Below are 20555 nucleotides of genomic sequence, written 5' to 3'. Positions count from 1 at the left end.
GTTGGGAAGGCTGTTAGGTGGGGTGCTGCGTGCGCGGTTCAATGGCGCCCGCGATCACGTTCGTGAAACTGTCCGCATCGGTGATCCGCTCCACATCGTCGGGGCCAAGGGTGATGCCCCAGGGCGCCATCGCGCGGTAGCGCGGCTTGCGGTGGGCCAATGCGCGCGCATAGGTCCAGCGGATGAAGCTGTCAGGATCAACATCGCTCTCCAGACAATTGTTTTCGCGAAGATATTCGTCCCACGCCGCGGTCAGGAAGTCGGGCTGATAGGCCATCGGTTTCGGCGCCCGGTCAAATCGGCGGATCAACTCGGCGGTATGTGCCTCGCTGCCGTCCAGCCCGATCAGAAGGCAGCGGCGCGAAAGCTCGGTCAGCAGCGGATCGTTCGGGTCGGTGCCATCCACCCATTCGCAGATGGACCCGCCGGTGTCGCAGATGAAATTGGGATAGCCATAAAGCTGCATCGCGCGGTCGATGAAATAGCCGGTATCCTGCAGCGCCGAGATTTCCGCGCGGCGGAACTGGTCTTGCCTGCGGCGATATTCCTCGATCGGCAGGCCGCCCTTGTCCGTGGCGCCCGGCTTGCCAAGATAGGTCGAGACGGGGGCGAGATTGTCGAAGGTGATGTTCGAGCCGATATAGATCGAATCCGACAAGAGCAGATCGCGCAGGAACGGCACCTGCATCGCGTGCGCCTTGGCGTTGTCGGCAATCAGCTCGCCCATGTAGCGCGTGCCGATGCGGTAATCGATCGAGTAATGAAACCAGCCGCCCGAACTGCGCAGCATGTTCGACAGATGCGTCTTGCCCAGGCCCGACATGCCGTAGAAAAGCACGTGTTTCGCGGGCGCCCCGCGCCACTCCTCGGCAGTTGTGTAGATCATGATTGCGCCCTTTTCGCCCGGCGATGCCCGTCTGCCTGACTGATAAAGCGCGGGCCGCGCAAAGAAAAGGCCCCGCGCGGATCTGGGTCGCGCGGGGCCTCGCCCGATTCGAGCCGCAGGTCAGAAACTGATGCCGATCTGCATGCCGACGCCAATCGCGTCATTGCCGGTGAACGCGGCGCGCGCGACGTCGGGGCTGCCTGGGCCGGGGGTTTCGGGCTGCGCGTCGCCGATCCAGATATAGCGGATCCCGCCCGCAATGCTGACCGCGTCGGTCACCTGATACTTGGCGCGCAAGGCCAGCGATTGCCGTCCCTTGGTGGGGGCAAGCGGCGAGACGAGATCGTTGTTTTCCTCGTCTTCATACATGTAGGCGATGCTGGCCGACAGCTTGTCCGTCAGGCGCCGCCCGAGGCCGACTTCATAACTCCATGCGTCGTCAAGCTCGGTCAGGTTCCGCCCGGCGATGGGCGGGACAAGCGTGAAGACGCTGTGTTCGGACCACCGGATGCTGCCGAAAGCGAGGGTGTTTTCCGCGATGCCCGACTGCACCTGCAGCTTGACGCTCTGGGGCAGGGTGGAATTGGTCGTGCCGCCGATAAGCGGGACGCCGGGGGGAACGCCCGGAATGCCTGCCGGAAACGTCTCGACCGAGGGCATTTCAAGGTCGATCTCGGAATGATACGTCAGCGCCGCGCGAAATGCGATCTCGGGGATCTCATAGACCGCGCCCAGCACGTAACCGACGGCCTGATCGCTGCGGAACCTGACGTTGTAGCCGTTGAGCGGGCCATAGGCGAGACCGGACAGCGTCACCTCGCCATCCGCGCGGACAACGCGCGGGCCGCCGTAAAGGCCGATGCCATTGCCGACATCGTAGCGCATGAGCATGGTCAGGCCGGTGGTGTCGGCCTGCGCCATCGTGCCGCCCAGCAAGGTCGACGCCGGATCGCCGCCGTAGAGTACGTCGACACCGTAAGGCTGATCCTGGATGATCGCGAAGGATGCGCGATCGGTCAGCTGAAACTTGATCCCGCTACCGATCAGCGTGAAATCATCCGCGACATTCGCAACCGTGTTCCCCAGGTAATCGCGCCCCGAAATCGTCGGCGAGACGCTGCCGAAAGACAGCTCGGCATGGTTTCCCTCCTCGAAGATGATGTCGATCGGCGTTTTCGTGCGGTCGAGATTGCCGGCATGTGCCGTGCCGCCCACGAGAGCGAGCGTTGATGCAGCCGCGAACATGTACCGTTTCATGAGTCAACTCCTCCCAAAGTTGCGGGAAGAGTAGCATGAGGCGCCGAATTCAGGATAGAATTTTAATCACGGTCCGCTCAACTTGCGCAGGGAGGACACAGCGCCGCTGCGCGGGTGGGGGTCACTCCCATTCGATCGTGCCCGGCGGTTTGCTGGTGATGTCATAGGTGACGCGGTTGATGCCGCGCACCTCGTTGATGATGCGCGTCGCCGTCTCGCCCAGGAAATCATGGGTGAAGGGGTAATAATCGGCGGTCATGCCGTCCACGCTGGTGACGGCGCGCAGCGCGCAGGCGAAGTCATAGGTGCGTCCGTCACCCATCACGCCGACGGTGCGCACGGGCAGGATGGCAACGAAGGCCTGCCAGATCTCGTCATAAAGGCCATGCTTGCGGATCTGGTCGATATAGACTGCATCGGCCTTGCGCAGGATCTCCAGCTTTTCGCGGGTGATCTCGCCGGGGCAGCGGATGGCAAGGCCGGGACCGGGGAAGGGGTGGCGCCCGATGAAACTGGCCGGCAGACCCAGTTCCATGCCCAGGGCGCGAACCTCGTCCTTGAAAAGCTCGCGCAACGGCTCGATCAGCTTCAGGCCCATCTTTTCCGGCAGGCCGCCGACATTGTGGTGCGATTTGATCGTGACCGACGGGCCGCCCGAAAAACTGACCGATTCGATGACATCGGGATAAAGCGTGCCCTGGGCCAGGAATTCTGCGCCCTCGATCTGGTTGGCGTATTTCTGGAACACGTCAATGAAGAGGCGCCCGATGATCTTGCGCTTGGTTTCGGGATCGGACTGGCCGTCAAGCTCGCCCAGGAACAGATCCGCCTCGTCGGCGTGGATCAGCGGGATGTTGTAATGGTCGCGGAACATCGTGACCACCTCGTCGGCCTCGCCCTGCCGCAAAAGGCCGTGATCGACGAAAACGCAGGTCAGCTGATCGCCGATCGCCTCGTGGATAAGAACGGCCGCAACGCTGGAATCGACGCCGCCCGACAGTCCGCAAATCACCTGTTTGTCGCCCACCTGCTCGCGAATCTGGCGCACCGCCTCTTCGCGGTAGGCGGCCATGGTCCAGTCGCCGGTAAAGCCCGCGTCCTGGATGAAATTCTGAAAGAACGTCTTGCCGTTCGGGGTGTGATGCACCTCGGGGTGGAACTGCACCGCGTAGAACCGGCGCTCCAGATCCGCGGTCACGGCGAAGGGCGCGCCGGGGGAGGTGCCGTAGATCTCGAAGCCGGGCGCGATGGCGGCGACGTGATCGCCGTGGCTCATCCAGACCTGCTCGCGCTCTTCGAGGAACCAACCCTTGAGCAGGTCGATGCGCGTTTGCGACGGCGTGACATAGGCGCGGCCGAATTCGGCGGTGCCGTCCCCGCGCTCCACCTTGCCGCCGAGCATCTGCATCATCACCTGCTGGCCATAGCAGATGCCAAGCACGGGAACGCCCATCTCGAACACGCGCTCGGGCGGCCGGGGCGAGCCTTCGTCCATCACGCTGGCCGGGCCCCCGGACAGGATGATTGCGCGCGGCGCCATCTGCTCCAGGAAGGTCTCGGTGACCTTCTGAAAGGGGTGGATCTCGCAATAGACATCCAATTCGCGCAGGCGGCGCGCGATAAGCTGCGTTACCTGGCTGCCGAAGTCGATGATCAGAAGGCGTTCGTGATGTGTCTCGGTCATGCGGCCTGATTAGGCAGGTCGGGGGGCGGTTGCAAGTTCCACTTATGGCAAAACCGGCGCCTCGCCCTTTTTGCGCGCGGCAAGCCCCGGCAGGCGCGCGCGGGCCTCGCGCCCCGTCAGGATCGGCCGGGCGGTCGGCGGGCTGGCTGCGTCGCCGGGCTGGTCCCATTGCGGCAACAGGCTCTCCGCTGCGGCGCCATTGGCAAAGACGATCTCGTGCCGCTCCAGCAGCAGGTGGTGATAATCGACGCGTCGGCACCCGTTCAGCACCCGGATGCTTCCACCGCCATACCGCCCCAGATGGATGGCGCGGATCAGCACGTTGTCGGGCATCAACAGCAGCGCATGCTGGCGCGAGACGATCAGGGGCCCGTCGTTTCCCAGCCTGCCGGGCGCGATGCGCACGGGGCGCAGCCCGGGCCGCGCCGCAAGGTCGGCGGCGCGAAAGCGGTGGGAGGTGACGCTTTGAACCGGCTGCGGTCCGTGATCCGCGGTCAGGATCAGATCACCCGGCTGCAGCGATTCGACCGGCCGCTCGCCGCCGGGCACCCTGATCATCGTGCCGGCTGTGAAACAGGGGACCGGCGTGCTGGTGGCCATGGCCTGATCGTGGATCTGGACGCGGGAAATCGTGCCATCGAAATGCGCCGTCATCGAATCGGAATTGCCGTTTTTTTCCCACGCGCGCGATGCGCCGATGATCAACGGCTCTTCATTGCCGGCCAGATGAAGATGCGTGTTGGTGCTGCTCGCCACCTCAACGCCGTTGACGACAAGCTTGGTGCCCTCGGGCCCCCAGGAGTAACCGATGCTGCTGGGCTGGCCCGTCGCGACGGCGCCGCCCCACATGTAATGGCTGCCATCGCTGTCCTGATGGCGCACGCCGACCTGACCGTCGGAGCGGATATAGATCGCAAGGTGGCCGCCGCCGGGCCCATAGCCGTAGGCATCGACCGAAAACAGTGTCTGCGCGCCATCGCTGCCATAAGGAGAATTCCCGGCCGAGGTGGTATGCTGCACGAATTCGATGATGACGGTCCCCTGGGCCAGGTCCAGCGCCGGATCCGGCTGCACCACGGCGAAGTCGTTGACGCCATCGAACCGCGCGTTTCCGGCGCCGTCCAGATCGCCGCCGCCCTTGAATTGCGCATCCGGCAAGGTGCCCGCGCTGTCACCCGCAGTGGTTCCGGTGCCGTCGAACTCGTAATCTGCCACGCGGGCCATAGCCTCCCCCTTTTTTTGATAACCGGGCAGGGCCAGCCTAGCGGCGAAGGGTAAATGCCACGTAAGCGGCGCTGCGAAGGGCGGCGGATGTCGCTATAGCGGCGCGAGGAGACGGATACACGCTGCACAATGGGGCAGGGCTGCGATAGAACGGCAAGGAATCAAGCCCCCTCCGGGGGCGATCATTGTAAATACAGGGTGCATCATGGCAGAAGTAGAGGGGCGCAGACGCGCACGGGGCGGCGGCGGCGCGGCCCGCCGGGCAGAGCGCACCGCCATCAGCGTCGAGACCGCGAAATACATCGAGCGTAACATTCCCGTCTACAACATGCTGAGCGAAGAGGCGCTGGAGATCATCGAGGCCAACGCCGAGACGGTCCTGGCAGAGATCGGCGTCAACGTGGTGGACAATCCCAAGGCGCTGGAGCGCTGGCGCGACGCGGGCGCCGAGATCGACGGCGAGCGTGTGCGCATCCCCCGCGGCCTTGCCCGCAAGCTCTGCGCCACCGCGCCCAGCCGCTACACCCAGCACGCTCGCAACCCCGAGCGCAATATCGAGATCGGCGGCAATACCTTGGTCACCGCGCCGGTTTACGGCCCCCCCTTCGTGCGCGACATGGAAGGCGGGCGACGCTATGCCACGATGGACGATTTCCGCAAATTCGTGAAGCTGGGCTATATGTCCAAATGGCTGCACATGTCGGGCGGCACGGTCTGCGAGCCGACGGATGTGCCGGTCAACAAGCGCCACCTCGATATGCTGCATGCGCATATGACGCTGTCGGACAAACCCTTCATGGGATCGGTCACGGACCCCAGCCGCGCGCAGGACAGCGTGGATATGTGCGGGATCCTCTTCGGCGAGCAATTCGTGCAGGACAACACGGTGATGACGTCGCTGATCAACGTCAACTCGCCGCTGACATTCGACGATGTGATGATGGGCGCGCTGGAGGTTTATGCGGCCAACAATCAGGCCTGCATCATCTCGCCCTTCATCGTCGGGGGGGCGATGGCGCCGGTGTCGGTGATCGGCACGCTGACGCAAGTGCTGGCCGAAGTGCTGGCCGGCGTTGCCTACAGCCAGCTGATCCGCCCCGGCGCGCCGGTGATCTTTGGCGCGTTCGTCACATCCATCGACATGAACTCGGGCGCGCCCACCTTCGGCACGCCCGAGGCGAGCCATATCCTTTATGGTGCGGGTCAGTTGGCGCGACGTCTTAATCTGCCATACCGGTCGGGTGGGGCGCTCTGCGGGTCCAAGCTGCCTGATGCGCAGGCGGCCTACGAATCGGCGCATACGCTGAACGCGGTGCTGATGGGCGGCGTCAATTTCATGCTGCACAGCTGCGGCTGGCTCGAGGGCGGTCTGGTGGCCGGGTTCGAGAAATTCGTGATGGATGCCGACCAGCTGGGCGTGTTGCACAACATGGCGCGCGGCGTCAGCCATGATGAGAACGGGCAGGCGATGGATGCCATTCGCGAGGTTGGGCCGGGCGGGCATTATCTTGGCTGCGCCCATACGCAGGCCAATTTCAAGGACGCGTTCTGGCGCACCGAACTGCTGGACTACAAACCCTTCGAGACATGGGACGAGGAGGGCGCGCGCGATACCATGACGCTGGCAAACCTGCGCATGCACCGGATGCTGGACACCTATCAGCGCCCGTCGCTGGATCAGGGCATCACCGATGCGCTGGATGACTATATCGCGAAAAAGAAGGCGTCGATGCCCGACGCCTTCATGTAGGCCAACGGCCTATCCGGCCTGAGCTCAACGCGCCCTGACCCTGAAACGATCAGTCAGGGCGGGGCGCGTCAGGCGGCGGTGATGCCGCGCAGGATCCGCGTCTCGCCCATCATGGCGATCAGGATCTCGACATGGCGCGCCGCAGAATAGCGTGTGCGATCGCTCTGACGCTGCTGGTTCAACTCGTCCTCCATCTCGACCAGGCGCGCCAGTGCGGCGGCGCTGCGCGGCAGCGCGCCATATCCGAAATGCTGGCGCAGATGTGCCTCGCGCCGATACTCGGCGGCGCCGATCCGTGCCGCGCGGATCAACAGGCTGGGGCGGCGCAGGCCGTCGAGGGCAGTGAGAATGTCTTTCATCGCGGGTCTCCAAATCTGAATTGCGGCCTTTTCATGGCACAACTGTGGCGGGTGTTGCGCAATGCCCGGACTCAGCGCGCGGACCTGTTTCTCTTTGTTTACACATTGGAAACCATTGTTGATGGCACGTTTACAATTAACGAGCCGGTAACTTTTTCTCGCATAGGTTGTGCCGAAGGACGGGGACAAGTCTGAAAATAACCAGCGGCGACGGGGCAACGACCCCGAACCAATCGGCGCGTCCAAGGCAAAAGAAGGGTAAATATGTTGGATCGGGGAACACACACCGGCGGTGCGCGCAGCGTGCCGTCCTGGGTGCCGCAAGGGGCGCAGCTCTACCTTGCCCATACCGAGCACGGATCGTCGATCCGCGCGCTGGCACGGGCAAGCGGCTGTCATGCCTCGACGGTGCTGCGCCGGATCCGCGCATATGAGGCCCGCCGGGACGATCCCATGGTGGACGAGGCGCTGCGCCGCCTGGGACGCCACGCCCGCGCGCGAGACAAGGCCGGCTCTCTGGATCAGGAGACTGCCATGACACTTGATACCCAAAAAACCGACGTCGCCGAGGTGACGGAAACCCAGTTGCGCATCGAAGGGCTTCGCATCCTGCGGCGCCTGTGCGAGGCGGGGGCGCTGCTGGCCGTCGCGGCGCAGATGGACAAGGCCGTGGTGGTGCGCGATGGCGATCAGGGGGATCCGACGCGCACCGCCGTGGTGGACCGCGCCGTGGCCGAGGCGATGGCGCTGAAAGGCTGGATCGCCTGCGATGCGCCGGGCCGCATCGCGCGCTATCATATCACCAAGGCGGGCCGCGCCACGCTGGGCGCGATGCTGGCCGAGGCCGAGAATCGCGCCTCCGGGTTCGGCGAGGCGCATGCGCCCTTTTCGGCGGCGGACGCCGATGAGGACGGCGCCCGCCAGCCGCGGCGCGCGCGCTACAGCGTGGCGGAAAGCCCGCTGATCGCACTGGCGCGGCGCCGGGGGCGCGACGGGACCAAGTTCATCCCCGATGATCTGGTCCGCGCGGGCGAGCGTCTGCGCGAGGATTTCGAGCTGAGCCAGATGGGCCCGCGCGTCACCCAGGACTGGGGCCGCTTTTTGACCACACCCGGCGGGGGCGGCGCCGGCGGCGGGCACGCACGCGGCTTTGAGGCCGCGCGCCGCCGGGTCGAGGGGGCGCTGCATGATCTGGGCCCGGGTCTGGGGGATATCGTGCTGCGCTGCTGTTGCCATCTGGAGGGGCTGGAGCGCGCGGAAAAGCGCATGGGCTGGTCCGCGCGGTCGGGCAAGATCGTCCTGCGCATCGCGCTGCAGCGGCTCAAGCGGCACTATGACAGCCTGGGCGAGGCCGGCGGCATGATCGGCTGACGCGCTGCCTTTCAGCCGCCGACGATGGCGCCCACGGCATAGGCAACGATGGCGCAGACGGTGCCCACCAGCACCGTCTCGCCGACGGTGCGCAGCATCCGCTCGGCGGTGGCGCTCCAGCGCAGCAATCCCAGCGCGACCAGCGCCGCGAAGGTGCTGCCGACCGACAGCCAGAAGGTGCGCGGCGTCGGATCCTGCAAGAAATAGGGGATCAGCGGCACCGCCCCGAACACGATGAAGGAGCTGAACGTCATCAGCCCCGACAGGGCCGGGCTGTCCTCGTCCGGATCAAGCATGCCGAATTCGTAGGTCATCATCATGTCGGCCATGATTTCTGGATGGCGCGACAGGATATCGGCCAGCGTGTCGGCCTCTCCGGCGGGAACGCCGCGCTGGCGCAGGATCTCGAAAATCTCGGTGCGCTCCTGCTCGGGATCCTCGATGATCTCGATCATCTCGCTGGCGCGGCGGCTGCGGTAGAGGTCATGCTGCGAGCGCAGCGACAGGAATTCCCCCAGCCCCATGCTGACCGCGTCGGCAAAGAGGTTCGCCAGACCAAAGACCAGCACCGCCAGCCCGCCGATCTGCGCCACGCCGTCCGCCTGCGCACCGGCAAAGCCCGCAACGATGGCGAATGTCGTGACGATTCCGTCATTGCCGCCATAGACGATCTGCTTGAGATATTCTTGCAGCTGGGTGAGGGCGTGGGCCTCGCGGCGATGCGATTGCCAATCCATGTCTGTGCCTGTTTTTGCCTTGGCCGCCTGCGGGCGGGGTGGGTCGGGCGCACGTGTCCCTTTGAAGCGATGAGCGGGCCGCAAAGCCCGCCTATCCAGTCCGGCGTTACCGCACGATCATGCCAGATCAAGGCGGTCGGCGTCCATGATATTGGTCCCTGCGGCGATCGACGATCACATGCGTGGGCTCGGTCAGCTCCTGGCGGTCCCGCGGTTCAAGCAGACACCCGGACGCAAGGAAACGCAATCGCGCGCTCGGGGCGTCCGCTGAGGGATTTCGCAAACCGGGCGCCGTAATGAAAAAGGCCCGCCAGTGCAGCGGGCCTTGACGATGTCGCCGAACGGGCGCGCCGGTTATTCGGCGGCGCTGCGGGCGGCCTCGCCGCGCAGCCAGCTGAGCACGTTTTCAGGGCTGGATTCGCCATAGGGATCTTCGGGATGGTTGTCACAGCGGCCGGGCTCTTCGAACCATGCCTCGATCACGCCGTCATTGATGATCGCGGCATACCGCCAGCTGCGCTTGCCGAAACCGAGGTTATCCTTGGCCACCAGCATGCCGAGCTTGTCGGTGAACTCGCCCGATCCGTCGGGGATGACCTTGACCTTGGCCAGGTTCTGCCCTTCGGCCCATTTGTTCATCACGAAGCTGTCATTGACGGACATGCAATAGATGTCGTCGACGCCCAGCTCGGCAAAGGCGTCCGCGTTTTTCTCGAATCCCGGCAGCTGGTAGGTTGAGCATGTCGGCGTGAATGCGCCGGGCAGCGAGAAGAGAATCACGCGCTTGCCGGCAAAGTAATCGCCCGTGGTCCGATCTTCCCAGCGGAAGGGATTGTCGCCGCCGATGCTCTCATCGCGGACGCGGGTGCGGAAGGTGACTTCGGGAAGGCGGAGGCCGGTTTTCATGTTTGACCCTCTTTAGTTGGATGTCATTCTTGATGGTTCGGCCCTGACTTAGAATGACTCCAGACTGATCGCAACCGCTTCAATGCTGCTTTGCGGCATCTTGCCACGATATGTCGCGGCTCGGGCGCGCGTCGGCGATCTGCGGCATCAAGCGGGCGGTGGCGGGCAGGGCGATCGCAAACGCCCGGCCGGACCGCGCAAAGGGGAGGGTGCGGGGGCACTCGTCAAAAAACCGCAGCGCGCCTTGGGGTGCGGCACTGCGTTACTGGCAACTTCCCCCGCAAGCCCTTATACCTGTAGGCAAGTTACCAAAACATTCGCGGGGACAAAATTCGTGCGTGATCTGAAAATTCCGGCGCAGCGCCATCCCGAAAAGGCGCGGCGTCCCGACAATGCCCAGCCGAAGAAACCCAGCTGGATCCGCGTCAAGGCACCCGGCGGCGAAGGCTATGCCGAGACCGCGCGCATCATGCGCGACAACAACCTGACCACGGTCTGCGAAGAGGCCGGCTGTCCCAATGTGGGCGAATGCTGGAGCCAGGGCCACGCCACCATGATGATCATGGGCGAGGTCTGCACGCGCGCCTGCACCTTCTGCAACATCGCCACCGGCAAGCCGCCCGAGGATCTGGACGCGTTTGAGCCGGGCCGCGTGGCCGAGGCCGTCAAGAAGCTGGGCCTCAATCACGTGGTCATCACGTCGGTGGACCGCGACGATGTCGAGGATGGCGGCGCCGAGCATTTCGCGCAGACCATCCGCGCCATCCGCCACCGCAGCCCCGGCACCACGATCGAGATCCTGACGCCCGATTTCCTGCATTGCGATCCGAAGGTTCTGGAGGTGGTCGTCGCCGCCAAGCCGGACGTGTTCAACCACAATTTGGAAACCGTGCCGGGCCTTTATCCGTCGGTGCGCCCCGGCGCGCGCTATTTCCACAGCCTGCGCCTGCTGCAGCGCGTCAAGGAGATGGACCCCGAGATCTTTACCAAATCCGGCATCATGGTCGGCCTCGGGGAGGAGCGCGCGGCGGTGCATCAGGTGATGGATGATATGCGCGCCGCCGATATCGATTTCCTGACCATCGGCCAATACCTTCAGCCGACGCCCAAGCATCACGTGCTGGACCGGTTCGTCACGCCCGAAGAATTCGCCGCCTTTGAAAAGGCCGCCTTCGGCAAGGGGTTCCTGATGGTCTCGGCCACGCCGCTCACGCGCTCGTCCTATCACGCGGGCGACGATTTCGCGCGCCTGCGGGCCGCGCGGCTCGAACGGCTCGCGACGGCCTGACGCTTTAGAACGCGCCGGGATAGAGCGCGCGCAGAAAGCGGAAGATCACCCGCTCGGCGGCGGCGACGTCATAGCCCTCTGGATGGAGCATGAAATCGGTCCAGGTCCCTTCCAGAAGGGCGATGGTGCCGCGCATCGCATCCTGCGCGCTCTGGCGGCTGCCGTTCGGCTCCAGCGCGGCGAAGGCGTCGGTCAGCACCATCTCCAGCCGTCCGCCGCGGGTATCGCTATGGGCGGCGATGGCGGGGCTGGTGCGCGCGGCGCCGCGCAGCTCGTACCAGATGCCCACGGTGCGGCGGCTCATCACCTCGGCCGAGAGATCGCCTGTCACGATGGCGCGGATGCGCTCCGCCGGGCTGTCTCCTGCGGCATTCAGGTGACGGTCCAGCGCGGCGTAATACTGCGCCCCCGCATGGCGCGCGGCCTCGGCGATCAGCGCATCCTTGCCATTGAAATGCAGGTGGATCATCCCGCGCGAAAGCCCCGCGCGGGCGATGATCTCGCTCACTGACGCGCCCGCGAACCCGGCCTCGGCGATCGCATCGAGCGCCGCGTCGATAAGGCGCTGGCGGTTGCCCGATCGCCGCGGTTTCACTGCGCTCTCAACGGTCAATCGCACCTCCCCAATAAGCGTTTTTCCGCCCCGCAGTTGACAGCAGACCCCCTGCCAAGTCAATTATGGACAATCGTCCATTCCACGCCGCCACCACCTGAGAGGGAGCCGACCTGATGACTGACAGCAAATATGCGCGCTTGTTCGAGCCGGTCAGGATCGGCCCCGTGACCGCGCCGAACCGCTTTTATCAGGTGCCGCACTGCACCGGCATGGGCCATCTGCGCCCCCGCGCCGACGCCGCCACGCGCGCCATCAAGGCCGAGGGCGGCTGGGGCGTGGTGTGCAATCAGGAAACGGAAATTCACCCGACCTCCGATCTGACCCCGTTCCCCGAAGGCCGCCTGTGGGACGCCGCCGACATTCCCGCGCTGCGCGTGATGACCGACGCGGTTCACGCGCATGGCGCGCTGGCCGGGGTCGAACTGGTGCATAACGGCGCGCATGCGGCCAATCTGGGCAGCCGCGCGCCGGTTCTGGCGCCGTCCGACACCGTCATAGACGCGCTTTACCCCAAGCAGGCACGCCGGATGGACAAGGCCGATATTCGCGATCTGCGCGCGTGGCACCGGGCCGCCGCGCGGCGCGCGCGCGAGGCGGGGTTCGACATCATCTATGTCTATGCGGGCCACGAGATGACGCTGACGCAGCATTTCATGCTGCCGAAGTTCAATGACCGCACCGACGAATACGGCGGCGGCCTCGCCAATCGCGTCCGGCTGACCCGCGAGCTGCTGGAGGAGACGCGCGAGGAGGTGGGCGACACCTGCGCCGTCGCCTTTCGCTTTGCCGTCGATCAGATGCTGGGCGCGGGCGGCATGCAGGCGCAGGAAGAAGGGCGCGAAGTGGTCGAAATGCTGGCCGACCTGCCCGATCTTTGGGACGTGAACGTCTCGGACTGGGCCAATGACAGCATCACCACACGGTTCGAGCCGCAGGACGGCTATCAGGCCGAGTATATGTCCTGGGTCCGGCAGGCGACGGGCAAGCCGGTGGTCGGGGTGGGGCGTCTGGCGCAGCCCGACATGATGCTGTCGATGATCGACAAGGGCGTGATGGACCTGATCGGCGCCGCGCGGCCCTCGATCGCCGATCCGTTCCTGCCCGCCAAGATCCGCGACGGGCGCATCGACGAGATCCGCGAATGCATCGGCTGCAATATCTGCGTGGCCAGTGACAATCATTCGGTTCCGCTCCGCTGCACGCAGAACCCGACGATGGGCGAGGAATGGCGCCGCGGCTGGCATCCCGAACGGATCGCGGCCAAGGGCAGGGCCGAGGAGGCGCTGGTCGTCGGCGCGGGGCCTGCGGGTCTGGAATGCGCGATGCAACTGGCGCGGCGCGGCTATGACGTGACGCTGGCCGATGCGGGCCGCGATCCGGGCGGGCGCGTCCTGCGCGAGGCCGGCCTTGCCGGGCTCGCCGCCTGGCGCCGCGTGGCCGATAACCGGCTGCACGATCTGCGCCAGCGCGCCAATGTCCGCCTGTATGCGCAAAGCCGCCTTGACGCGGCGCAGGTGGCCGAGCTGGGCATACCGCATGTTTTTGTCGCGACCGGCGCGAAATGGCGGCGCGACGGCGTCGGGCGCAGCGCGCGCAAGCCGGTGCAGGCGGATGCGGCGATGACGGTGCTGACGCCGGACGACATCATGGACGGCGCGGTGCCGCCCGCCGGTCCGGTGCTGATCTATGACGACGACCTCGGCTATATGGGCGGCGTTCTGGCCGACCATCTGGCACGCGCGGGGCGCGAGGTGACGCTGATCACGCCCGCGCCCATTGTCTCCCCCTGGACCGAAATGACGCTGGAGCAGGATCGCGTTCAGCGCGGCCTGATTGCGCAAGGCGTGCAGATCCGAACGGGCAGGGTGCTCAGCCGCATCGTTGCGGAGGGCTGCACCACCCATGGCGCCTATGGCGAGCCCGAATGCGATCACCCCTGCGGCTCGGTGCTGATGGTCACGTCGCGGCGCCGCGAGACGGGCTTGCACGACGATCTTCGCGCGCATCAAACACGCGAAGAGATAGGGCTGGAGACGCTCGAGTTGATCGGCGACGCCGCGCAGCCGGGCCTGATCGCCGATGCGGTCCATTCCGGCCACAGCGCCGCCCGCGCCTTCGAGGCCGATCCCGAATCCGTCGAGGCCGCATTTTTCCGCCGCGAAATCATCGCGTTGACTGACTGAGGAGGCATGACATGACAGCCATCGACATCGCCGCGCTGAAGGCGTCAAGGCGACCGGGTCATGCCCTGCCGCGCCCGTTCTATACCGAGCCCGCGATATACGAGCATGACATTCGCGACTATTGGAACCGCAGCTGGATCTGGGTCGGGCACGAAAGCCAGGTCCCGGAGCCGGGGGATTATTTCACCTTCGACTACGGCCCCGAATCGCTGATCATCGCGCGGGACCGCGACGGCGGTCTGGGCGCGTTCCAGAACGTCTGCCGTCATCGCGGATCGCGCGTCTGTCTGGAGAAATCGGGCAACGCCCGCGTCTTTTCCTGTCCGTATCACGCCTGGACCTACGAACTGACGGGCCACCTGCGGCGCGCCCGCGAAATGCCGGAGGGCTTTGATCCGGCCGAGCACGGGCTGCTGGCCGCGCATCTGCGCAGTGTCGAGGGGCTGATATTCGTCTGCACCGCCAAGACGCCGCCGGATATCGACAGCGGGCTGGCGCAGATCCGGCCCCTGATCGCGCCGTTTGACCTTGGGGCGACGAAAATCGCCCACAGCGCAACATATGACGTGCCCGCCAACTGGAAACTGGCGGTCGAGAATTACATGGAATGCTATCACTGCGGCCCCGCGCATCTGGAATTCGCGCGCTCGCACAGCATCAAGGATCCGGCCCACATGACCGCCGGTCTGGTTCAGGCGCTACAGGCACGCTCGCGCGCGGCCGGCCTGCCGGAGGGCGAGGTGCTGCGCAATGACGCGGGTGCGGCCACGATGTTTTGCAAGCGTTATCCGCTGTTTGAGGGCTATAGTTCAGGCAGCAAGACAGGCGCGCCGCTGGCACCGCTTTTGGGCAGACTGGCCGCTTTTGACGGCGGCGCGACCGATCTGCAGATCGGTATTCTGAACAATTTCCTGATTTATGCCGATCACATGGTCGGCTATCGCTTCATCCCCACCGCGCTGCAAACCACGCGGATCGAAGTGGTCTGGTTCGTGCGCGATGACGCGGTGGCGGGCGAGGATTACGATCTGGCTGATCTGACATGGCTTTGGCACGTCACATCTCTGGATGACGAACGCATCATCCGGCACAATCAGGAGGGCGTGAATTCGCACCATTTCGTCCCCGGCCCGTTGTCGGACATGGAGTGGGGGATTTCGGCCTTCTACGACGATTACCTGTCGGTCAGCGCTCCCTGAGGCGCCGCGCCCGGCCGGCATCCGCCGCCAGATTTTGCTCGATCCTGCCCGCGACCTGCGGAACCAGGCGCCCGGCCATCAGCAGCGTCTCGCGCAGGGCGCTTTGCGCATCGTAGTTGCCCGGAAAGACATGCAGGCGCTGCCAGAACCCGTCAGAGAACGTGTCGATCCATTGCGCCGTGCGGGCAATCTCGGCGCCCGGCGCATCGCCCATCAGCTTGCCGCAGACGGCGCGCATGGCCTGTTCGCGGGCGGCGTCGAATTGTGATGATATCTCCGCGTATTGCGAGGTGAACTTCATCTCGCCCCAGAAAGCATACCAGATGGAGAGCGCTTCGGGATTGCAGATATCCTCGTCGAAATCGGCCCGGATAAGCGCGATCAGCTGCTCGGCCGGATCGTCGCCCGCAGCCTTCAGCGCGCGTTCCCAGTTCTCCTGATAGCGCGCGTAATGATCGCGCAGCGCCTCGATCAGCAGACCGGCCTTGGATTTGAAATAGAACACCGCGACACCCTGCGACAGCCCCGCCTCGGCCGCGACGGTGGCCAGCGTGGTCCGGCCCAGACCGTTCTGGGCGATCGAACGCCATGTGGCATCCAGCAACTGCTGGCGCCGCTTGTCGGCGTTTTCCTTGCGTTCCTTGCGCTGTCGCGGCACCGCGCCGGGGGTCGTCTCGGGTGTGGTCATGTCATTCATTCGCTTTTCAGCCTTTGTTCCATATCCGCCGCCGCATGTCAGCATCGGAAAATAAATTTGATTGAGCGCTCAAAAAAACTTTACCTGCCCCAATCTCGTGATAGTTTACCTGCAAGCATCAACAGGAGCCGACATGGACAGCGCATTGGATACCCAAACGAACCAGCCGGACACCGCGGACCTGCATGATTGGGACCGCACGCATCAACTGCACCCTTGGGCCGCGATGGATGACTGGCGCGGCTACGACCACATGATGGTGGACAGCGCCAAGGGCATCTATCTGTGGGATGCATCCGGCAAGCGGTTCATCGACGGGCCGGGGGGGATGTGGTGCGTCCAGATCGGCTATGGCCGGCAGGAGATGGCCGATGCCATCGCGGCGCAGGTGATGACGCTGCCCTATACCTCGCCCTGGACTACGGTGACCGAGCCTTCGGCAATTCTGGCCAAGAAGATCGCGGACATGGCGCCGGGCGATCTGAACAACGTCTTTTTCACCACCGGCGGCTCGACCGCCGTGGATACGGCCATCCGCACCGTGCATTTCATGAACAACCGGCTGGGCCGTCCGGACAAGAAGATCGTGATCGCACGCGAGAAGGGCTATCACGGCTCGACCTATCTGGCCTCGTCCGTGACCGGCAAGGAGCGCGACAAGTCCCGCTTTGACGTGGAAAGCCGCCTCGTGCGGTTCCTGCCGGACGTGAACCCCTATCGCCGCCGCGACGGGCAGAGCGTGCAGGACTGGTGCGACGAGAAGGTCGCCGATCTGGAGAACATGATCGCCGAGGTCGGCGCCGAGAATATCGGTGCCTTCATCGCCGAGCCGATCCTGTGCTCGGGCGGTGTGATCGTCCCGCCCGAGGGGTATCACAAGCGCACCCATGAGATCTGCCGCGCGCATGACATCCTTTATATCTCGGACGAGGTGGTCACGGGATTCGGCCGCCTGGGCCATTGGTTTGCTTCGCAGGAGGTGTTCGGCATCACGCCCGATATCATCACCTGCGCTAAGGGTCTGACCTCGGGCTATCTGCCGCTGGGTGCCTGCATCATCTCGGACGCGGTGATGGAGCGGATGACGGACCCCGATGACAGCGTGCTTTTTGCCAACGGCTATACCTATTCGGCGCACCCCGTATGCTGCATCGCGGCGCTGAAAAACATCGAGATCATCGAGAATGAGGGCCTTCTGGAGCATGTGCGCGAAGTGGCGCCGCATTTCCAGGCGCGTCTGCAGGCGCTGCGCAAGTTCGACATCGTCGGCGACGTGCGCGGCATGGGCCTTTTGGGATGTATCGAGGGCAGCGCAAGGACGCTCGCCGGCGAGCGGCGTCTGGGTGCGATGCTGGACGAGGCATGCGAAGAGATGGGCCTGCTGGTGCGGCCGTTGATCAACATGGCTGTCTTCTCGCCGCCGCTGATCATCACGCGGGCCGAAATCGACGAGATGTTCGATATCCTCGAACGCGCGCTGGAGCAGGTTCAGGCCCAGCTTTCCGCCTGAGGGGCAGGGGCGCGCCTGCGGGCGTGCCCGGCCCCTGACGTTTTCATGCGTCGCTGGACAGGGTCATCAGAACGATGCCGCACACGATCAGCGCCGCCGCAATCCCGCGCATCGGGTTGACCTGCTCGCCCAGGAACACGACACCGACGGCAAAGGCCCCGACAGCGCCGATGCCGGTCCAGATCGTATAGGCGGTGCCCAGCGGCAGCGCACGCATCGCCAGCGACAGAAGGCCGAAACTGGCCAGCACGAAGAAAATCGTGCCGATGCTGGGCCAGAGCCGCGTGAAGCCCACCGATTGCTTCATCAAAAGCGCCCAGATGACTTCGAGAAACCCGGCGACGAACAGAAACAGCCATGCCATGCGCAGTCCTTTCATGCTGTTCGCCGGGCCGTCCCGGACTTGAACCCCCGGCGGGCCGGGACCAGGACGTTGCCTGCTGGCGATCAGAGCTAGAACATGGGGGCAGGTGGCGCAAGGGTGCAGCGCGCGGGTGAAAGGGAGGGCGCAAAATATGATTGAGCGCTCAGATAAAACTTTGTGCCGTGTCGCTTTCCTGTTAGCGTTTCACCCAAGGTTGCGGGCAGAATTGCCACAGGCGGCCATCACAATCGGGAGAGACATATGTTTGTTTTCAGAAAATCCAGTGGGACCGGCGCGGCGGGCGCCCTTCGGCGGGCGGCGGTTTTGCCTGTGGCGGCGCTCATGGCCAGCAGCGCCGCCTTTGCCGCGGACAGCGAATTGACGGTGTTCGACTGGGCCGGCTACGAGGATCCCGGATTTTTTGCGGCCTATGTCGAAGAGCACGGCGATGTGCCGACCTTCGCGTTCTTCGGCGACGAGGAAGAGGCGTTTCAGAAGCTGCGCGCCGGATTTCAGGCCGATGTGTCGCATCCCTGCTCGCAATCTGTGACCAAGTGGATGGAAGCCGGCCTGCTGGAGCCGATCGACACGTCGCGTATCGATCTTTGGGATGATCTGAACCCCGCCTTTCGCGATATCGAGGCTTACTACAAGGACGGCAAACCCTATTTCGTGCCTCTGGAATGGGGCAACAGCGCGACCGTCTACAACACCGAATTGCTGAGCGAGGAGGACGTGCAATCGCTTCAAGCCTTCGCGGACCCGGCCCATCAGGGCCGTATTTCCATCGGCGACAATGTCGATGACGCCTATGCGCTGGCCTTCCTTGCCACCGGCGTCAAGGACTGGACCACCGCGACCGAGGAGGATTTCAAGAAGGCATCCGATTTCCTGCGCAAGGTGCATCAGAACGTGCGCGCCTACTGGACCGACGGCTCGTCGCTGGCACAACTCATGCAAAGCGGTGAGGTCTATCTGGCCTGGGCCTGGAACGAGACATATTCGACCATGAGCGCCGAGGGGCATCCCATCGCCATGAAGCGCGACACCGACGAGGGTTCGTCGTCCTGGGTCTGCGGGTATTCCAAGCTGGCCGATGGTCCCGGCTCGGACGACAAGTTCTACGATTTCATCAATGCCTGGCTGGCGCCCGAATCGGCCGAATACATCGTGAGCGAGTGGGGCTATGGTCATGCCAACATGGCTGCGATGGAAAAGCTGCCGGAGGATCTGCTGAAATCGGTCGGCCTGAACTCCAGCGAGGAACTGCGCGAGAACACGCTCTGGCAATCGCCGATCCCGATCGAGCTGCGCGAGAAGATCATCGCCGAGTTCGAGATGATCAAGGCGGGGTTCTAAGCCGCGCTTTCGATATGTCTGCAGGCGGACGGGCCGGATCAGCCCCGCCCGCCTGCCGCCCGGCGCCGGGTCATCGCCTTGCGCCATGCACCCGGCTGCGCCGCGCCGCCAGCAGGGCCGCAATCAGTCGGCCGTCCGTGACGGCGAATCCCGCCGCGATGATCGCAAATCCTGCAAACGCCTCCGGTCCCATCGTCTCGTCCAGTATCAGCACGCCCAGCGTGATTGCGAAGGGCGGGATCAGCAGCGTGACCAGCATCAGGTTGGCCGCGCCCGCCCGCGCGAGGATGGCGAAGTAGAGCACATAGGCCAGCGCCGTCGACAGGGCCGCAATGCCGATCAGCGCGCCCCAGACCGGCGCCGAGAGGGCGATTTGCGGCGGGCCGTCCACGACCCACACCGCCGGTATCATCAGAACCGCGCTGCCCGTCACCATGCCGAGGGCGTTCATCAGCGGCGGCTGGCCGCCGAGCCGGGTCTTGGCCCAGACGCTGGCAAAGGCATAGGACAGCGCCGCACAGAGCACGGCAAGCTGCGCAAGATTGGCCGGATCAAGCTGCGCCAGCGCGCCGGGCCCCATGATGACCGCGACCCCGGCCAGCCCCAGCGCGGCACCACCGATCTTGCGGGGCGTCAGCGGCTCGTCGCGCAGCAGCAGCCCCGCGACGACGGCGCCGAACATCGCGGTCGTGCCGTTCAGGATCGACGCCAGCCCGCTGGAAATCTGGGTCTGGCCCCAGAAAATCAGCGTAAACGGGATGGCGTTGTTCAGCGCGCCCATCACCAGATAGGCGCCCCAGATGCGCAAGCCGGTCGGCACCGGAATGCGCCGGGCGCGCACGATCAGCGCGAGGATCGGCACCGCCCAGACCACCCGGTGCAGCGTGATCGTCATCGGCGGCACTTCGGTCAGCGCGATTTCCGCAAAGAAGAACGACCCGCCCCAGACAGCGGCCAGCGCCAGCAGCATCAGGCCGGCTTTCGAATCCATGGTCGGCGTTACGGTGCGGCTCATCGCGGGATCTCCGGATCGGTGGTGTCCGGATCGGGATACCCTTGCGGCACGCGCAGGCGCGACCCGTTTCATGCGCATTGCATGTGACATCGGCCTCACGGGCGCCGCTCAGGGATCGGTTCCGCGCGGCCGAAAGCGTTTCGCCTTCAA

18 protein-coding genes are annotated in these 20555 nt (G+C 64.8%); 7 read left to right on the top strand and 11 right to left on the bottom strand.

Features of this window, described 5'->3' with window-relative positions:
* Positions 1-13: 13 nt before the first annotated feature.
* From DC366_RS01340 to DC366_RS01325, 4 genes are all read right to left on the bottom strand, one after another.
* Positions 14-886 (bottom strand): ATPase, encoded by an 873-nt coding sequence (locus DC366_RS01340; RefSeq protein WP_108690383.1) that lies wholly within the window; start codon positions 884-886, stop codon positions 14-16.
* Between the two features lie 120 nt (positions 887-1006).
* Complete coding sequence (locus DC366_RS01335) at positions 1007-2143, bottom strand: outer membrane protein transport protein (protein WP_108690382.1); 1137 nt, start codon at positions 2141-2143, stop codon at positions 1007-1009.
* Positions 2144-2264: 121 nt separating this feature from the next.
* Complete coding sequence (gene guaA / locus DC366_RS01330; RefSeq protein ID WP_108690381.1) at positions 2265-3827, bottom strand: glutamine-hydrolyzing GMP synthase; 1563 nt, start codon at positions 3825-3827, stop codon at positions 2265-2267.
* Between the two features lie 42 nt (positions 3828-3869).
* Positions 3870-5051 carry a Hint domain-containing protein gene (locus DC366_RS01325; protein WP_108690380.1) on the bottom strand — a complete coding sequence of 394 codons (1182 nt, stop codon included), beginning with the start codon at positions 5049-5051 and terminating at the stop codon, positions 3870-3872.
* Positions 5052-5256: 205 nt separating this feature from the next.
* Here DC366_RS01325 and DC366_RS01320 point away from each other — a divergent pair, with 205 nt between their 5' ends.
* A complete protein-coding gene (locus tag DC366_RS01320; RefSeq protein ID WP_108690379.1) occupies positions 5257-6801 on the top strand; it encodes a trimethylamine methyltransferase family protein in 1545 nt (514 codons plus the stop codon).
* A 68-nt stretch (positions 6802-6869) separates the two neighbouring features.
* Here DC366_RS01320 and DC366_RS01315 read toward each other — a convergent pair whose 3' ends face one another.
* A complete protein-coding gene (locus tag DC366_RS01315; protein ID WP_108690378.1) occupies positions 6870-7160 on the bottom strand; it encodes a DUF6477 family protein in 291 nt (96 codons plus the stop codon).
* Positions 7161-7424: 264 nt separating this feature from the next.
* On the opposite strand from DC366_RS01315, the gene DC366_RS01310 reads away from it, so the two are divergent.
* Positions 7425-8531 (top strand): DUF6456 domain-containing protein, encoded by a 1107-nt coding sequence (locus tag DC366_RS01310; protein WP_108690377.1) that lies wholly within the window; start codon positions 7425-7427, stop codon positions 8529-8531.
* Between the two features lie 11 nt (positions 8532-8542).
* Here DC366_RS01310 and DC366_RS01305 read toward each other — a convergent pair whose 3' ends face one another.
* Both DC366_RS01305 and DC366_RS01300 read right to left on the bottom strand, forming a co-directional pair.
* Positions 8543-9268: a VIT1/CCC1 transporter family protein gene (locus DC366_RS01305; RefSeq protein ID WP_108690376.1), complete on the bottom strand. Its 726-nt coding sequence runs from the start codon at positions 9266-9268 to the stop codon at positions 8543-8545.
* A 354-nt stretch (positions 9269-9622) separates the two neighbouring features.
* On the bottom strand, positions 9623-10174 hold the full coding sequence (locus DC366_RS01300; protein WP_108690375.1) for a peroxiredoxin: 552 nt from the start codon (positions 10172-10174) through the stop codon (positions 9623-9625).
* Between the two features lie 334 nt (positions 10175-10508).
* Between DC366_RS01300 and lipA the strand changes: the two genes are divergently transcribed.
* Positions 10509-11462: a lipoyl synthase gene (lipA, locus tag DC366_RS01295; protein ID WP_108690374.1), complete on the top strand. Its 954-nt coding sequence runs from the start codon at positions 10509-10511 to the stop codon at positions 11460-11462.
* Between the two features lie 4 nt (positions 11463-11466).
* Here the strand turns inward: lipA and DC366_RS01290 are convergent, their stop codons facing one another.
* Positions 11467-12057: a TetR family transcriptional regulator C-terminal domain-containing protein gene (locus DC366_RS01290; protein ID WP_108690373.1), complete on the bottom strand. Its 591-nt coding sequence runs from the start codon at positions 12055-12057 to the stop codon at positions 11467-11469.
* Positions 12058-12191: 134 nt separating this feature from the next.
* Here DC366_RS01290 and DC366_RS01285 point away from each other — a divergent pair, with 134 nt between their 5' ends.
* Both DC366_RS01285 and DC366_RS01280 read left to right on the top strand, forming a co-directional pair.
* Positions 12192-14261: an FAD-dependent oxidoreductase gene (locus tag DC366_RS01285; RefSeq protein ID WP_108690372.1), complete on the top strand. Its 2070-nt coding sequence runs from the start codon at positions 12192-12194 to the stop codon at positions 14259-14261.
* 11 nt (positions 14262-14272) lie between these two features.
* On the top strand, positions 14273-15460 hold the full coding sequence (locus DC366_RS01280) for an aromatic ring-hydroxylating oxygenase subunit alpha (RefSeq protein ID WP_108690371.1): 1188 nt from the start codon (positions 14273-14275) through the stop codon (positions 15458-15460).
* On the opposite strand, the gene DC366_RS01275 is transcribed toward DC366_RS01280, so the two are convergent.
* Positions 15447-16157, bottom strand: a complete 711-nt coding sequence (locus DC366_RS01275) for a TetR family transcriptional regulator C-terminal domain-containing protein (RefSeq protein WP_243404999.1) — start codon at positions 16155-16157, stop codon at positions 15447-15449. The genes DC366_RS01280 and DC366_RS01275 overlap by 14 nt on opposite strands.
* Positions 16158-16290: 133 nt before the next feature.
* Here DC366_RS01275 and DC366_RS01270 point away from each other — a divergent pair, with 133 nt between their 5' ends.
* Complete coding sequence (locus DC366_RS01270; protein WP_108690370.1) at positions 16291-17667, top strand: aminotransferase; 1377 nt, start codon at positions 16291-16293, stop codon at positions 17665-17667.
* Between the two features lie 43 nt (positions 17668-17710).
* Here the strand turns inward: DC366_RS01270 and DC366_RS01265 are convergent, their stop codons facing one another.
* Positions 17711-18031 carry a DMT family transporter gene (locus DC366_RS01265; RefSeq protein ID WP_108690369.1) on the bottom strand — a complete coding sequence of 107 codons (321 nt, stop codon included), beginning with the start codon at positions 18029-18031 and terminating at the stop codon, positions 17711-17713.
* Between the two features lie 261 nt (positions 18032-18292).
* On the opposite strand from DC366_RS01265, the gene DC366_RS01260 reads away from it, so the two are divergent.
* Positions 18293-19390: an extracellular solute-binding protein gene (locus tag DC366_RS01260; protein WP_108690368.1), complete on the top strand. Its 1098-nt coding sequence runs from the start codon at positions 18293-18295 to the stop codon at positions 19388-19390.
* A gap of 70 nt (positions 19391-19460) precedes the next feature.
* On the opposite strand, the gene DC366_RS01255 is transcribed toward DC366_RS01260, so the two are convergent.
* The gene (locus DC366_RS01255; protein WP_243404998.1) at positions 19461-20405 is read right to left on the bottom strand and encodes a DMT family transporter; all 945 of its coding nucleotides are present in this window, start codon (positions 20403-20405) and stop codon (positions 19461-19463) included.
* Positions 20406-20555 lie beyond the last annotated feature (150 nt).

The sequence above is a fragment of the Pelagivirga sediminicola genome (assembly GCF_003072125.1).
Classification (GTDB): domain Bacteria; phylum Pseudomonadota; class Alphaproteobacteria; order Rhodobacterales; family Rhodobacteraceae; genus Roseovarius; species Roseovarius sediminicola.
Note: the sequence above shows the minus strand (reverse complement) of the source record. Positions and strands in the feature narration are given on the sequence as shown.